Below are 14,095 nucleotides of genomic sequence, written 5' to 3'. Positions count from 1 at the left end.
CATCTGTCGCAGGATACCGCTGGCGTCCGAACCGCTATTCGTGGGAATATTTCGGGATTGATACAGATCGGATTTCGAGTTTTCGGTGCTAGAAACCAAATGGTACCACAAGCGTGGTGCCATTTTTTCTGCTAAACTATAGATATATGTGTGGAAAAAGGGGAGAAGGGAAATGACCCATGTTCGAGTAGCTCGATTTGAAGATGCAGAAGATATTGCTACGATTCACATTCAAAGCTGGAAATCTACATATAAGGATTTAATTGATGAGAGAGACATGAGTAATATAACTATTGACAATCGAATCGTTCTTTGGGAAACCGTTTTACGGACGCCGGTTAATGGTCAAATCGCGTATGTCATTGAAAATGATCAACAAGAAGTCGTCGGGTTTGTATCTGGTGGAAAAGAGCGTACAAAGAATTACGGCTATGATGGTGAGATTTATGCGATCTATTTATTAGATGCTTATCAACGGAAAGGCTATGGAAGTACGCTTGTCGCTTCTTTCGCAAATGCTATGAAGGAGGCAGGGTACCAATCTTTATTAGTTTGGGTGCTGACACGTAACCCTTCAGGAAACTTTTATGGTCACTTAGGTGCTGAACCTGTTGAAGCAGAGGAAGTAACAATCGGTCAAGGGACATATGAAGAAACCGCCTATGGATGGAAAAATATTGATTTGTTAATACAGCGATTTTCATAAATTAAAGAGGCTGGGACAAAACTGAATAAGGTATGAAATAATCCGAACATTCTAGTGAAATTCTGTTCGGATTATTTGTGTGCCAAGGAAGGATTTCTACCATCGCTCCGTCAAAACACTTCGCTTTCCGCGGGCACGGCCTCAGCTTCCTTGGAAAGCAAAGGATGCTTTCCTGCGGGATCTTTGGCTCGCGCTGTTCCCGCAGGACTCTACGTATTTTGACTACGCTAATGATCTGCGTTTATCCTATTCATTTTTTAACGTTCGTTCTTTGACATCATTGCTTTACTTATGTCCCAGTCTCTTTAATCTTTTTCATAGGGTTCAATGTGAATATGAGCATAGTAAATTCCCATTTCCTGCTCAAGAATGGCTTCTACTTCGTCAGTAATCTCATGTGCCTCCTGTATGGTCAGTCCAGGATCCACATGAATCGTAGCATCCACCAACACTTGATTGCCTTGCAAACGTGCTTTTACATCTTTAACCGTCCAAACAGAAGAGTGACTGGCTATCTGTTCACGGATATCTTTAATTTCCTGTTCGTCAAAGCCATCGCTTAATGTATGACTAGATTCTCTGAAAATATCCCACGCGGTTTTACAAATGATCAATCCTACAACTAATCCAGCTAATGGATCGAGCCAATAGACTCCTAATTGAGCTCCAAATATGCCTACTGCAGCCCCAATACTTACGAGCACGTCTGAGCGGTTATCTTGTGCGGCAGCATAAAGTGCCCGGCTTTTCACTTTGTTAGCCAGAGAAAGATTGTAGCGGTACACACCAAACATGATTGCAGATGCAACTATCGCAGTCCATCCCGTTAACAGCGAAGGTTCGCTTTGGTGCCCGTTAACAATATTTCCAAACGTACCAACGATAACCTCAATCCCTACTGTCATCATGATAAAGGCAGCTACTAAAGAAGCGATGGTTTCAGCTCTGAAATGACCGTAGTGGTGATCTTTATCGGGCGGTTTGCGTGATATTTTTAAACCAATGAGAACCGCTATAGAAGCAATAACATCTGTCGTATTGTTAAGCCCATCCGCTCGTAAAGCCTCTGATTGACCTATCGAGGCTATAATCAGTTTTGCAACAGCCAAAATTAAATAAGCAATAATGCTTACCCAAGCCCCTTTTTGTCCACGTTTTAAATTTTCATATTCTCCCATAATGAGATCCTCCGATTCGAGTCTTACAACATGGTTTAGCTTACCAAAGTCAATTACATTGAGTCTATAGAAAAAAAACTACCCTTCTTCACATAGCTTGGAATAGGTAAGCTTCTTTGTATAAGGTAAACATTTAACATTTACAGTCTAGCCATGTTACCACTGTATTATAGTGATCTGTCCATATGTTTAGAAAAGATGCTGTTGAAAAACTTTTAAGAAATCAACGAAACAGGTGTTAAAAGCGGAAATAGTGGTTTATCTTTTTAAAATAAGGGAATTATATAACTAAATATTCAGAAAAGTTATTGCGGAATCACTTGAAATCCTGCATAATGAAAAAAAGCAATTAGGGGGTATTCTCATGAGAAAGCAAAAGGTAATATACGTATTGCGTCGGGACCCTGGGTTTAGAAATCGCGAAATTACAGCTAAAAAAGAACTGTCCTTCGGGATTCGTTTAGCCTCAAGACTGCTTCTAGATCAACTAAGTTTTCAATTTAATAAAGAACGTTTAAACAAACAAATTAATTCAGCCATCGATAACAATGACCGAGAAGAATTCGACCGCTTAAGCGAACAATATCAGTTCTATACGTAGGAAATAGATGTGAAAAGTGCCACTGAACAGGTGGCACTTTTTTTGTAAATAGAATCGAGAGTTCTATCTATTTATGAATATATCTTTTGTACATTTACTTCCTAAAAATGTTATAGTGTTAATGAAATTATAAGATTAGGAAGGTATGACAATATGAAGTGGAAGTCTATCGTAATCGGTATGGGATTAAGTCTTACACTTACTGGATGTTCATGGGCGGAATCGTTAAATAGCTTCAGTTCAGACATACAAACACCAGATGTTGAACAAGAACAATCCAGTAAGGAAAAAGAAAAAACGGAGAACTCTGAGCAACAAAAAGAGGAAACTCCCCAAGAAGAAAACCTTCCAGCAGCTGAAGAAAAAGAAGTGGAAAAAAAAGATAGTGATGGATTAACAATTGTGAATGAACCGAAAAGTATTCAAGTTGTTGTTAATAAACAAAGAAAATTACCTGAAGGGTACAAACCACCTGATCTCGTTGTGCCGGATGTTCCTTTTTACTTTAATGAGTTTCATCCTAAAAAGCAAATGCGGGAAGAGGCTGCGAAAGCGCTTGAAGAATTATTTGCAGGAGCAAAAAAGAATGGGATCGATTTGGTTGCCGCTTCAGGCTATCGATCTTATGAAAGACAAAAGAGTATTTATCAACAAAACGTTGCGGAGCGTGGAGAAAAGGAAGCAAATCAATTCTCTGCAAAACCTGGAACAAGTGAGCATCAGACAGGACTTGCTATGGATGTCACCTCTGCTCAAATGGCCTTTAAACTAAAGCAGTCGTTTCGTCAAACCGATGAGGGTGAGTGGCTTGCCAATCATGCACATGAATACGGATTTGTCATCCGTTACTTAAAAGGGAAATCTGATATAACGGGTTATTCCTATGAGCCGTGGCATTTAAGATACGTTGGAAAAGATATATCTACAACTATACACAATCAAGAAGAAACCCTGGAAGAATTCTTTGGGTTGTACCCATCTTCTTAAAGGTTCAGAAAATAAACCTGCTTTAAGCTTAAGAGATCGCTGGGAAGCTGCATTTTTTATTTTAAATAGGGAATCCACTCGACATACGATAATTAAAAGAAGGTGATCACCTACTATGCATAGGTGATTATCTTCTTTTGCACTATAAAACAACATTTTCAGTGCCCTTTGCTTTAAGGGCACTTTTTTAGTCGCTTAATCCAACTCTTAAATGGGGGAACCTGGCCGACTTGATTTCCTGAAAGGCAAACTGAGCCGTGTCGCCGACGGTTATTTTTTTACCGCCCTCAGGTAAGAAATTTGGTTCATAACGGATGTGTCCTTCTGCTTCTCCCTCAGGTAAATACGTAGGGCATAAAATCGTCCAAGAGAGATTAGACTGTGATAAAGCCTTAAAAACCGATAAATGTTCCCTAGCCGCAAAGGTAAGACGACGCTTCGATTCATTTGTTTCGAATCTGAATTTGTTTTCTTCCAGTCTGCTATTTAAGATACCAGCTGTTCCAATCGTGATCATACGCGCGATCTGATGTTTTTTCATTAAGTGAATTATCATAGGGATCGCCTTGGATAATGTATCTGTTTTATCTGTACCGAGTGCACTAAAGACTAACTCACAGCCTTGTATGGTTGTTTCGATATCCTTACTATTTGTAACATCACCTTTTATGAGGCTGGCTTCTGGAATGATTTGTTCAGCCTTCTTTATATCTCTTACAAGAGCGTTTACTTCTATGTTTTCTCTGATGGCCATGTTCACCACACGCCTGCCGACTCTGCCAGTGGCACCAAATATGGCTATCTTCATTACGATCACCTTTTCTTATCATAATTTTTTAACTACACTTAATAAAAATACCCGTTTTTCAAAGGTTCGAGGGGGGAAGGGATGAAAAAGAAACCTGTCTTAAGCTGGATGCTGTATGACTTTGGCAACTCTGCGTTTGCAACCACGATTATGGCTGCTGTCTTGCCAGTATTTTATTATGATGTAGCAGCTAAAGGAGTAGATCAATCCCTTGCGACTAGCTACTGGGGGTATTCCCAATCCATCGCTGTGTTAATCGTCGCTATTCTTGCACCAATCCTCGGTGCCATAAGTGATTACTCAGCAGCAAAGAAAAAGTTCTTAATGTTTTTTGCCTTTATGGGAATGATTGCGAGTGTACTTTTGGCCTTCGTTGGCGAAGGGGATTATTTATTAGCTTCATTGCTCCTGATTATCGGTACGATTGGTTTCTCAGGTGGAAACGTTTTTTATGACTCTTTCTTGCCTGAAGTGTCTGATGAAAAAAACATTGATAAAGTCTCCGCAAAGGGCTTTGCTTTTGGCTATATTGGAGGCGGGGTGCTTTTAGCCCTTAACTTAATGATGATTTTAAATTATCAATGGTTTGGACTTCCCAACAGTCTCGTTGCCTCACAACTTTCTTTCGTGTCTGTCAGTATATGGTGGTTCGTTTTCTCAATTCCTCTTTTTAAAAATGTGAAAGAAGAAAAAAAGCTAAATCCTCAACGAACGGAGTCTTACGCGAAAATTGGCTTTAAACGGGTGGGACGAACATTTAGGGAGCTTAACCAATTTAAGCAACTGTTCGTCTTCCTATTAGCATTTTGGCTATATAATGATGGTATATCAACAATTATTAAAATGGCAACCATTTATGGTCGGGATATAGGGATTGATAGCAACTCGCTGATCATAGCTTTGTTAATCACTCAGTTTGTCGGCATTCCTTTTGCATTTTTATTCGGGTTTTTGGCCGATAAAATTACGGCTAAGCGTGCACTCACACTGGCTTTATATATTTATTTAGCCATCGTTGCTTTAGGATACTTTATGACGACAGCCTTGCATTTTTATTTACTAGCAATTTGTGTAGGGATGGTTCAAGGTGGAGCCCAATCACTAAGTCGATCCATTTTTGGGAGAATGGTGCCAGCTGATCGGCAAGCAGAGTTTTATGGCTTTTATGGAATATCATCTAAGTTTGCGGCAATTTTTGGCCCATTCGCGTTTGCCTTAGTTGGTCAGTTAACGGGTTCGAGCCGTCTTGGTATATTGTCATTATTGGTCTTTTTTATAGGTGGTATCGTCCTATTGAAGTTTGTTGATGTTGAAAAAGGGGCGAAGGAGGCTCAAGAGGATACAAAGGCAACTACAGTTGTTAGAACGTGAAAAGCAGAGGTAAAGCCTCTGCTTTTCAGCTTGTAGAGAAACCCATAGTTTTCGGGGCCGCTGAAAAAGTGACGCTTGTTAATGGTTCAAGGTTGGTTAATCTTACGAAGCAAAGTAGTCCTCCGGAAACAAGCTCCTTAATCGTAACGATCTCCATCTCATTTTGTCTTTCTTTTCATGATTGAAACTAACGATAACCGCCTGAAAAGATTCTAACTATGGGATAACAAATGAGCGCGGCAAAAATTAGAGTGTTGTAAAAAAAGTCAAGCTGCCGAGATTTTCTCGACAGCCTGAAAAGTGGGGGTGAAGCCTCTGCTTGTTACACGATCGGATGAGCATAATGGTTTTTCAAACGGAGGGAGAGCGGTTTTCCTGTGTCATAGGAAATATCGCCGATTTGGTCTCGGATAGGATCGATCAACCCTTCTTCAGAACTGCTCCAATAGGACAAAATAAGCTCTATTATTGAACAAGTTTGTTGAAAGGCAGTCTCATATAAATCAATAAATGAGGCATGGGATGGTTTACCTGTTGCAGAGTGTTTCCATTCCTTCCTATGTTCGTTTAAATAATCAAAATTTTCTTTGATTGGTCGATGAGAAAACGACGAAACCATGGATCCTAATACATCGTTTTTCCATCCATTAGGGTCAAATAATAACCGCTGGGCAAGAGCAATATCCATCAATGATTTCACAACATAATTCGAGGGCACAGATGAACTTAGTTCTGGAAATAATGTATAGATGTCCTGTTCTAGCCACCGAGCCAATTCCTTTGCCTCTTTTTTATTCAATTGTACCTGTTTGTAAACAGGGGTTTTCCACGGTTTCAATTGACGATACTTATCGAGCATAAGTGTATCAATAATTACTTCAAGTTCTTGGTGTTTATGTCCTTGATAACCAGAGTAATAATGAATGTAAGGGTGGGTGACTCGATCAAGAATGTGGTGGCTGACAAATCCTAAAATATAAGCTTGTGATCGATTCTTTACATGCTTTCCACGATTAATCATGTTTATTAAAAAAGCACCACATTGTTCAGTGTGCAGCTTCATACCAACTTCATTTACCCCATGGTCGCTCAGCCTAGGCCAGAAATTATAATAGAAAAAAGGGTCTGGTCCCTGAGCACCCATGTTTAGAAATCGCCCCGAAGTATTTATAATATCCTCCCGCTTATGTTCATTGCACACATCTTCAGCAAACATAATATGTGTCCATATGTTCGGCATACACTCACCTCATTTTTCTTTATTATAACGCAAAAAAGAGCCACATCCATTGACCTTTTCCCCCACATTTATTACCTAATGGAAAAGATCGAGCAAAAACAGATAAAACTGTCCATCCTTCCTTCAAGGTTATGGAGTCTGTCTCTGCCCCTCTCACTTAGTAAGTATGATTATGCGCCATAATCAGAATAATTTGAACAATCAGTCAGCATATTTGTTTGAAATCCGACAGATAACTCGAATCAAGCTAATGAATGTTTATGAGAAAATTGATACAATTAAAAAGGACGTTAACAATAGATAGAAGGAGGATCATTATGGATTATCGTATTGAAAAAGACACGTTAGGTGAAATAAAAGTACCAAGTAACAAGTATTGGGCCGCACAGACGCAAAGAAGTAAAGAGAATTTCCCGATTGGCAATGAAAAAATGCCAACAGAAGTGATCGAAGGTTTTGCTATCTTGAAAAAAAGTGCAGCTAGGGCAAATTTCGAGCTTGGGTTGCTCGAAGAAGATAAAGCGAATGCTATCGGTCATGCGGCTGATCTCATTCTCGCAGGCGAGTTAGAAGACCACTTTCCACTCGTAGTTTGGCAAACAGGAAGCGGCACGCAATCTAACATGAACGTGAACGAAGTCATTGCTTATGTGGGAAATGAGTGGTTAAAACAAGAAGGCAAAGAAACACGCCTGCACCCAAATGATGATGTCAACAAATCACAAAGCTCGAATGATACATACCCAACAGCTATGCATATTGCATCAGTTAGGAAGCTTGAGGATGTGTTATTACCGGCCTTAACGAAATTGAAAAATACGTTGGAAGAAAAGATGAAAGCGTTTGATGAAATTGTTAAAATTGGACGAACACATTTGCAAGATGCGACACCACTAACATTAGGACAAGAAATAAGCGGCTGGCATCGCATGCTCGAAAAGACCGAAAACATGCTTGTAGATAGTACAACCTACGTAAAAGAGCTTGCGATTGGCGGAACGGCTGTAGGGACAGGTTTAAATGCCCACATTGATTTTTCGGAACAGGTGGTTGCAAAAGTTAATGAAGAGACGAGCAAACATTTTATTTCTGCCCCAAATAAGTTTCATGCTTTAACATCACACGATGAACTTGTCCATACACACGGTGCAATGAAGGCATTAGCCGCTGATGTGATGAAGATTGCGAATGATGTTAGATGGTTGGCTAGTGGACCGCGTTGCGGAATCGGTGAAATTACTATTCCAGCCAATGAGCCAGGCAGCTCTATTATGCCAGGTAAAGTAAATCCAACCCAAAGCGAAGCAATTACAATGGTAGCTGCTCAAGTGATGGGAAATGATGCAACGATTGGATTTGCGGCAAGTCAAGGTAATTTTGAGCTTAATGTATTTAAACCAGTTATTGCTTATAACTTCTTACAATCAGCGCAACTGCTAGCTGACAGTATGGTTTCCTTTAATGATCGCTGTGTAGTTGGGATTGAACCAAATCATGAACAAATTGAAAAGTATTTACGTGATTCGCTGATGTTGGTTACGGCTTTAAATCCGCATATTGGGTATGAAAATGCAGCCAAAATTGCGAAGACAGCTTTTGAAAAAGATCAAACACTGAAGGAAACGGCTGTGGAAATGGAGATTCTTACTGGAGACCAGTTTGATGAATATGTTGATCCGAAGGCGATGACAAAGCCTAACGCTAAATAGAAAATGTTATGTGATGCCGTGTTTTTCACACCTGAGAAATTTCCGTTTATTGGAATGAAATTTCTGTGATAAAAATGAGAGTGCCTGCTCATACTACTATTACACACGCAAGGAGGTGAGAAACATGGCTAGCAACAATTCAAATGAGTTAGTAGTACCTGGTGTACAACAAGCTCTAGACCAAATGAAAACTGAAATTGCACAAGAATTCGGAGTACAACTTGGTGGCGACACTACTTCCCGTGCTAACGGTTCTGTAGGTGGAGAAATCACTAAGCGTCTTGTGTCAATGGCTGAACAACAGTTCGGTGGACAACAACAATAATTAAATAATATGACGAAGGAGAAAGGGTGCGCCCTTTCTCCTTTTTTATCTTCTAAAAAAGCCGCAAGCTATGTATAGTTTGCGGCTTTAATATACATTCTGATTAGTGAATGCGTTGTTCTGTATCTTTATCGAAAAAGTGAACCTTGTTCATATCAATAGCAAGTTCGATTTCATCACCGCCATTGACTTCGGTTCGTGCATCGACACGTGCGATAAACTCTTGATCACTGACCTTAGAGTAGAGGTAGGATTCAGCACCCATGAGTTCGGCTACTTCTATATAGGCGGTGATTTTCTTATCCTGGTTGGCATCAATAAACACTGGTTCATCATGCATATCTTCAGGCCTCACACCTAAGATAACTTCTTTTCCTATATAATTCTGTTCACGCAATGGTTTCAGCTTGCCATCAGGTACAGCAATTTTAATATCATTGCCTAGTTCGATATGGTTCTCACGGAGAGTTCCATTAAAGAAGTTCATGGCAGGAGAGCCGATGAACCCACCAACAAAAACATTCTCAGGTTTATCATAAACTTCTTTAGGAGCCCCGACCTGCTGAACCAGACCATCCTTCATAACGACAAGACGGGTAGCCATTGTCATAGCTTCTGTTTGGTCATGAGTTACATAAATGGTTGTGGTTTGCAGGCGTTGGTGTAATTTTTGAATTTCAGCTCTCATCTGCACACGTAATTTTGCATCAAGGTTGGATAGTGGTTCATCCATAAGGAATACTTTAGCATCGCGTACGATCGCCCGACCAAGAGCTACACGTTGGCGCTGGCCGCCAGAAAGTGCTTTAGGTTTACGGTCTAGTAATGCTTCAAGTCCAAGAATGTTTGCAGCATTATCTACTCGCTGTTTAATTTCCTTTTTATCCATTTTACGAAGTTTAAGTCCGAATGCCATATTGTCATAAACGTTCATATGCGGATACAAAGCATAGTTTTGGAAAACCATTGCAATATCTCGGTCTTTAGGAGCTACATCATTCATACGCTTCTCATCAATGATGAAATCGCCATTTGTGATTTCTTCTAGTCCAGCGATCATTCTAAGTGTTGTAGACTTCCCACATCCTGAAGGTCCAACGAACACAATAAATTCTTTATCATTGATATGTAAATTAAAGTCTTCCACAGCTTTTACTTTTTTGTCATACACCTTTTCAATATTGTTTAATTTTAACTCTGCCATTAGTAAAGCCTCCCCTTTAAATGAAATCGCTTTCCTTTGTGTATATTAAGTCTATCTCAGTAACAGAAGCGGGTAAATGGACAAAGTGCACAAAGAATTTCGAGGATCTTTGTGCACTTTGTTATCGATCCCATTCAATTAATGTAAGATACGTGATGACAGCACCTTGAAATTGTTTAATATCAACACCTGTTTTTTCGATGAATTTATCTACCCGATATTGCAAACTGTTTCTATGCATGTAAAGTTTTTTGGCAGCGAGTGTGACATTCGATCCAGCTTCGAGGAAGACTCGAATGGTTTGCAATAATTCCCTATCTGCTCGGACACTAGCCAATAATGCATGGGAAATGAGCGCTCGCTCTTCTTCTGGCATTGCTTCAATATAAAGGAAAGGAACAACATCTTGAAAAATGGTAACTGGACCGATACGATGCTTCATGGAAATGTGGAAACATTTTTTTGCCCACTGAAACAGCCTTGGTGCATCTCCTATGTTCTGTTCAAAGTCACTGATATAAAAGTGGATTTTTGTGTAAAAGTCGCTCATTAATACATCAATAATCGTTTGAAAAGAAATGGTCTCCTGACCCTCTTCCATAACTTCCTCGATGATTACACCTTCATGATTGTTCTCCCATATCAACGGCATCACCTTTGGAAACAAGGATTGAAGAGCTTCTTGAAAGGTATCAAGCTCAAGTGAATGGTCAGACAACGAGAAAAATACAAACCTATACCTCTGTGGCTGCGGATCAACATTTAGTTCATTTGACTGCACACGAATAAACCTGATCCAGTCACGTTCACGATCCGTTTCTGTTACCTCTTTGCTTTCGATGGGGGTAAGGAATAAATGAAGAAGTTGAGTCTCCCTCTTATTAACATCAGATTTTAATATGCCTACAATTTGTTCCTCAGGGGTTTGAAAGAATTGGAATTGTTCTGACGGCTTTTGTTCCCCAGGTTTAATGACAATTAAAGAAGGGTAGAGCTGCTTAAGTTGATCGATTTTAGTCATAGTACCTTCCTTTTTGTAAAAATATCTACTATCATAGTAATACAAACAATCATTTCAGCAAACACTCAGTTAGGATATAATCGTCTTTTCTAAGATAGAAAATGGGGAGGGGAAGCAAATGGATCAGGTGAAAGAAAGAGATCAGTACGGTCAGGAAACAAAGAATCGTTTGAAACGTATAGAGGGGCAAGTACGCGGTGTCCTTAAAATGATGGAGGAAGAAAAAGAATGTAAAGATGTTGTCACCCAACTTTCTGCAGCTCGATCTGCAATGGATCGAGCGATCGGCTATATCGTGGCGAGAAATTTAGAATCAAGTATTAAACAATCACAAGAAGAAGACGAATCTTCTGAAGAGAAGATTGAGGAAGCGGTTCGAATGATCGTGAAGAGCCGCTAACCCTCATGCTGTGGCCCATCTCAGTGGGAGCATCACAGATTTTATTTTACGATAAACATTTTAGAAGACGCCCTAATCTGCTGGGCGTCTTCTGTAGGATTCGTTTTTTTGCTTTGGGATTGGATGTGTTTCACCGATCTGCTCATTCCCAGAAGCAGAGAGCGGACCTCCTCCTGCCATACCCTCGTTTATCATTCGGTCCACATCAAGTTCTAATTGTTTTTTACCTTCTGGATCAAATCCTTTTTTCCTTTTCACTGTTTCACCTCCATATTTTAATTTACCCTTAAGAAATGGAATCACTAAACCATTTATTGGAGTAAACTATTCCAAGTGAAATTGGCATCCCCGCATCAAGTCATATATAATTGGGACAGTTCTATGACTGAAATGAGGGTAAGGAATGGATGCATTTGTGTTAATTTTATTTATGATGTTGATTGGAGCTGCGATTGGTGGTGTGACAAACCATTTGGCTATTAAAATGCTTTTTCGTCCATATAAAGCGATTAAGATCGGTAAGTTTCAGCTTCCTTTCACACCAGGTTTGATACCAAAGCGACGCGAAGAATTGTCCCGTCAGCTAGGTGAAATGGTTGTGAATCATTTATTAACCGCGGATGGATTAAGACGGAAAATTAACGGTCAGGGCTTTGAAAACCAACTGACTACGTTTGCTCAAGAAGAAATAGAGAAGCTGTTGAATAAGAATGAGACCATGCAGGAGTTCTTGGGATCCTTAGAAATTGACCTGAATAAAGATCGTCTGGAAGAATCAGTATCCTTTTGGGTAGAAGAAAGATACGAATCAATGATGAGCGAAACAAGGGAGCAAAAAGTAGGGGATTTACTCTCAGACAGCTGGAAAGGCAAACTGGAGGGTGGTGCTGATCAATTCTCTGTCTATATTCAAGATCGAATTGTGAGGTACTTGGATAGTCACGAGGGAAAAGAAAGAATTGCCGCCCTCATAGATGATTATTTAGACAACCAGGGCTTTTTAGGAAATATGATCGCTTCCTTTATGGGATCTGAAAGGCTTATTGATCGCGTGCACCCCGTACTTATTAAATATGTTTCGGCCAAAGAGGCTACGGATTGGTTACAGGCGATGATCCATACAGAAATAAAAAAGTCATTAGACCAACCTGTTAAAGTTTTCGAAGAGAAAATAGGCAAGGAATCAATTGCTAGTACACTTGGGAAGGCTGTTAGCCAAGCACTGCCCATTGAGAAGTGGATGTCTCGTTCTATAGCAGATTGGACGAAACCGCTGCAGTCAAAAGTTATTCTCGATGTTGTCCCGGTGATGGTACCTAAATTCACGGATATGTTGTCTTCAAGGATAGACCGGATGATGGCGTCAATGAATCTATCCGGGATTGTTGAAGAACAGGTCGCTTCCTTTCCTGTTGAACGGTTAGAAGAAATAGTACTCGGTATTTCAAGACGAGAATTTAAAATGATCACGTATTTAGGGGCACTTCTAGGTGGAATGATCGGAGTGATCCAGGGGATTATTGTGCTGTTTCTCGGATAATCGTCTATTCCTATACATGGACTAGCTTGTTTGTTATAGTGGGGAAGGAGTTAATCACTCAATTTCTAGGAGGTACATTTATTTATGGCTAATATTTATGATCACGCATATGATCTTGAAAAAGCAATTCGCAACAGTGAAGAGTTCACAGGACTAAAAGAAGCATATGAAGCGGTAATGAACGAAGAATCTGCGAAAAAAATGTTCGAAGACTTCCGTCAAACACAAATCACTCTTCAACAGAAGCAAATGCAAGGGGAAGAAATTAGTGAAGAAGAAGTGGAACAGGCACGTCAAGTGGTTGAACTTGTCCAACAGCATCCACAAATTTCTAAGCTGATGGAAGAAGAACAGCGTCTTAACACGGTAATTAATGACGTAAGCAAAATTATTACAAAGCCTCTTGAAGAGCTTTACGGTAATCCTGAAGAACCACAGCAATAATAGTAAAAAAAGTCGTCCTAATAGGCGGCTTTTTTATTTTGGCTCCTTTAGTAAAGCTTGTTGTTTTGTATAGGAAGACCTTATATGGAATATGCTCACTTTCCGCAGCCACTCGCGTAGTGAGGTCGTTCGATGTTGGCACATGCCCCGCGCGTACAGAGGATCAACTTTTGCAATACATGGCAATAAAAAGACAAGTACGATGGACGCTTCTGTTAACGAGAATTGAAAAGTCGCGTGGCAGCGCGACTTTTTCATTGTGGTTTACCTGTGAAATAAAACAAGATGACCTTCTGGGGCTACACAGCGATGGGTATATTCTTGATATCCCTGTTCTTCAAGTTTGCCCTCTCCAATTTTCTTTGCTTCTGAATCATTTTCAGCTTCAAATGAATCATCTAATACATTGGTTCCGTCTTTTTCGAATACAGTTAGAAAGTATTTCTTCATTATTAACCCTCCAAGAACAGTCTCCCTAATTAATTTGTTATATGAGGTCGATATTCCTGCTTGATTTTATATTTTTATAAAAGTATCGAATTTGTGAAACTACTTTAAGGG

The 14,095-nt window shown here is 39.8% G+C and carries 16 protein-coding genes; 9 read left to right on the top strand and 7 right to left on the bottom strand.

Annotation, left to right across the window (positions count from 1 at the left end; genetic code table 11):
- Positions 1–172: 172 nt before the first annotated feature.
- A complete protein-coding gene (locus MUO15_RS07050; protein ID WP_245034725.1) occupies positions 173–706 on the top strand; it encodes a GNAT family N-acetyltransferase in 534 nt (177 codons plus the stop codon).
- 305 nt (positions 707–1,011) lie between these two features.
- On the opposite strand, the gene MUO15_RS07045 is transcribed toward MUO15_RS07050, so the two are convergent.
- Entirely contained in the window at positions 1,012–1,884 is an 873-nt protein-coding gene (locus tag MUO15_RS07045; protein ID WP_245034723.1) for a cation diffusion facilitator family transporter, read from the bottom strand.
- 364 nt (positions 1,885–2,248) lie between these two features.
- Here MUO15_RS07045 and MUO15_RS07040 point away from each other — a divergent pair, with 364 nt between their 5' ends.
- A complete protein-coding gene (locus tag MUO15_RS07040) occupies positions 2,249–2,485 on the top strand; it encodes an IDEAL domain-containing protein (protein WP_245034721.1) in 237 nt (78 codons plus the stop codon).
- A 153-nt stretch (positions 2,486–2,638) separates the two neighbouring features.
- Entirely contained in the window at positions 2,639–3,472 is an 834-nt protein-coding gene (locus tag MUO15_RS07035) for a M15 family metallopeptidase (RefSeq protein ID WP_245034719.1), read from the top strand.
- Positions 3,473–3,659: 187 nt separating this feature from the next.
- Here the strand turns inward: MUO15_RS07035 and MUO15_RS07030 are convergent, their stop codons facing one another.
- On the bottom strand, positions 3,660–4,280 hold the full coding sequence (locus tag MUO15_RS07030) for an NAD(P)-dependent oxidoreductase (RefSeq protein ID WP_245034717.1): 621 nt from the start codon (positions 4,278–4,280) through the stop codon (positions 3,660–3,662).
- An 81-nt stretch (positions 4,281–4,361) separates the two neighbouring features.
- Between MUO15_RS07030 and MUO15_RS07025 the strand changes: the two genes are divergently transcribed.
- Positions 4,362–5,651 (top strand): MFS transporter, encoded by a 1,290-nt coding sequence (locus MUO15_RS07025; RefSeq protein WP_245034715.1) that lies wholly within the window; start codon positions 4,362–4,364, stop codon positions 5,649–5,651.
- A 322-nt stretch (positions 5,652–5,973) separates the two neighbouring features.
- On the opposite strand, the gene MUO15_RS07020 is transcribed toward MUO15_RS07025, so the two are convergent.
- Complete coding sequence (locus MUO15_RS07020; RefSeq protein WP_245034713.1) at positions 5,974–6,891, bottom strand: zinc dependent phospholipase C family protein; 918 nt, start codon at positions 6,889–6,891, stop codon at positions 5,974–5,976.
- A 317-nt stretch (positions 6,892–7,208) separates the two neighbouring features.
- Between MUO15_RS07020 and fumC the strand changes: the two genes are divergently transcribed.
- On the top strand, positions 7,209–8,600 hold the full coding sequence (fumC, locus tag MUO15_RS07015; protein WP_245034711.1) for a class II fumarate hydratase: 1,392 nt from the start codon (positions 7,209–7,211) through the stop codon (positions 8,598–8,600).
- A gap of 124 nt (positions 8,601–8,724) precedes the next feature.
- Positions 8,725–8,925, top strand: coding sequence for an alpha/beta-type small acid-soluble spore protein (locus MUO15_RS07010; protein ID WP_245034709.1), 201 nt, complete (start codon positions 8,725–8,727; stop codon positions 8,923–8,925).
- A 103-nt stretch (positions 8,926–9,028) separates the two neighbouring features.
- Here the strand turns inward: MUO15_RS07010 and MUO15_RS07005 are convergent, their stop codons facing one another.
- Positions 9,029–10,129 carry an ABC transporter ATP-binding protein gene (locus tag MUO15_RS07005; RefSeq protein ID WP_245034707.1) on the bottom strand — a complete coding sequence of 367 codons (1,101 nt, stop codon included), beginning with the start codon at positions 10,127–10,129 and terminating at the stop codon, positions 9,029–9,031.
- Positions 10,130–10,250: 121 nt separating this feature from the next.
- Complete coding sequence (locus MUO15_RS07000; RefSeq protein ID WP_245034705.1) at positions 10,251–11,150, bottom strand: PucR family transcriptional regulator; 900 nt, start codon at positions 11,148–11,150, stop codon at positions 10,251–10,253.
- Between the two features lie 118 nt (positions 11,151–11,268).
- Between MUO15_RS07000 and MUO15_RS06995 the strand changes: the two genes are divergently transcribed.
- Positions 11,269–11,550, top strand: a complete 282-nt coding sequence (locus MUO15_RS06995) for a metal-sensitive transcriptional regulator (RefSeq protein WP_245034703.1) — start codon at positions 11,269–11,271, stop codon at positions 11,548–11,550.
- Positions 11,551–11,622: 72 nt separating this feature from the next.
- Here MUO15_RS06995 and MUO15_RS06990 read toward each other — a convergent pair whose 3' ends face one another.
- Complete coding sequence (locus MUO15_RS06990) at positions 11,623–11,808, bottom strand: hypothetical protein (RefSeq protein WP_245034701.1); 186 nt, start codon at positions 11,806–11,808, stop codon at positions 11,623–11,625.
- A gap of 145 nt (positions 11,809–11,953) precedes the next feature.
- Between MUO15_RS06990 and MUO15_RS06985 the strand changes: the two genes are divergently transcribed.
- Positions 11,954–13,090: a DUF445 domain-containing protein gene (locus MUO15_RS06985; RefSeq protein ID WP_245034699.1), complete on the top strand. Its 1,137-nt coding sequence runs from the start codon at positions 11,954–11,956 to the stop codon at positions 13,088–13,090.
- A gap of 84 nt (positions 13,091–13,174) precedes the next feature.
- Positions 13,175–13,534 (top strand): YlbF/YmcA family competence regulator, encoded by a 360-nt coding sequence (locus tag MUO15_RS06980; RefSeq protein WP_245034697.1) that lies wholly within the window; start codon positions 13,175–13,177, stop codon positions 13,532–13,534.
- Between the two features lie 264 nt (positions 13,535–13,798).
- On the opposite strand, the gene MUO15_RS06975 is transcribed toward MUO15_RS06980, so the two are convergent.
- Positions 13,799–13,984 carry a YhzD family protein gene (locus MUO15_RS06975; RefSeq protein WP_245034695.1) on the bottom strand — a complete coding sequence of 62 codons (186 nt, stop codon included), beginning with the start codon at positions 13,982–13,984 and terminating at the stop codon, positions 13,799–13,801.
- Between the last annotated feature and the right edge of the window lie 111 nt (positions 13,985–14,095).

Origin of the sequence: Halobacillus amylolyticus, from assembly GCF_022921115.1 — a bacterium.
Taxonomy (GTDB): Bacteria; Bacillota; Bacilli; order Bacillales; family Halobacillaceae; genus Halobacillus_A; species Halobacillus_A amylolyticus.
This window is presented reverse-complemented; position numbering and strand designations above follow the sequence as displayed.

Coding starts and splice junctions, on each gene's coding strand:
- MUO15_RS06995 (WP_245034703.1), top strand. CDS start 11,269: ATGGATCAGGTGAAAGAAAGAGATCAGTACGGTCAGGAAACAAAGAAT.
- MUO15_RS06985 (WP_245034699.1), top strand. CDS start 11,954: ATGGATGCATTTGTGTTAATTTTATTTATGATGTTGATTGGAGCTGCG.
- fumC (WP_245034711.1), top strand. CDS start 7,209: ATGGATTATCGTATTGAAAAAGACACGTTAGGTGAAATAAAAGTACCA.
- MUO15_RS07040 (WP_245034721.1), top strand. CDS start 2,249: ATGAGAAAGCAAAAGGTAATATACGTATTGCGTCGGGACCCTGGGTTT.
- MUO15_RS07030 (WP_245034717.1), bottom strand. CDS start 4,280: ATGAAGATAGCCATATTTGGTGCCACTGGCAGAGTCGGCAGGCGTGTG.
- MUO15_RS07010 (WP_245034709.1), top strand. CDS start 8,725: ATGGCTAGCAACAATTCAAATGAGTTAGTAGTACCTGGTGTACAACAA.
- MUO15_RS06980 (WP_245034697.1), top strand. CDS start 13,175: ATGGCTAATATTTATGATCACGCATATGATCTTGAAAAAGCAATTCGC.
- MUO15_RS07035 (WP_245034719.1), top strand. CDS start 2,639: ATGAAGTGGAAGTCTATCGTAATCGGTATGGGATTAAGTCTTACACTT.
- MUO15_RS07045 (WP_245034723.1), bottom strand. CDS start 1,884: ATGGGAGAATATGAAAATTTAAAACGTGGACAAAAAGGGGCTTGGGTA.
- MUO15_RS07005 (WP_245034707.1), bottom strand. CDS start 10,129: ATGGCAGAGTTAAAATTAAACAATATTGAAAAGGTGTATGACAAAAAA.
- MUO15_RS07025 (WP_245034715.1), top strand. CDS start 4,362: ATGAAAAAGAAACCTGTCTTAAGCTGGATGCTGTATGACTTTGGCAAC.
- MUO15_RS06975 (WP_245034695.1), bottom strand. CDS start 13,984: ATGAAGAAATACTTTCTAACTGTATTCGAAAAAGACGGAACCAATGTA.
- MUO15_RS07050 (WP_245034725.1), top strand. CDS start 173: ATGACCCATGTTCGAGTAGCTCGATTTGAAGATGCAGAAGATATTGCT.
- MUO15_RS07000 (WP_245034705.1), bottom strand. CDS start 11,150: ATGACTAAAATCGATCAACTTAAGCAGCTCTACCCTTCTTTAATTGTC.
- MUO15_RS07020 (WP_245034713.1), bottom strand. CDS start 6,891: ATGCCGAACATATGGACACATATTATGTTTGCTGAAGATGTGTGCAAT.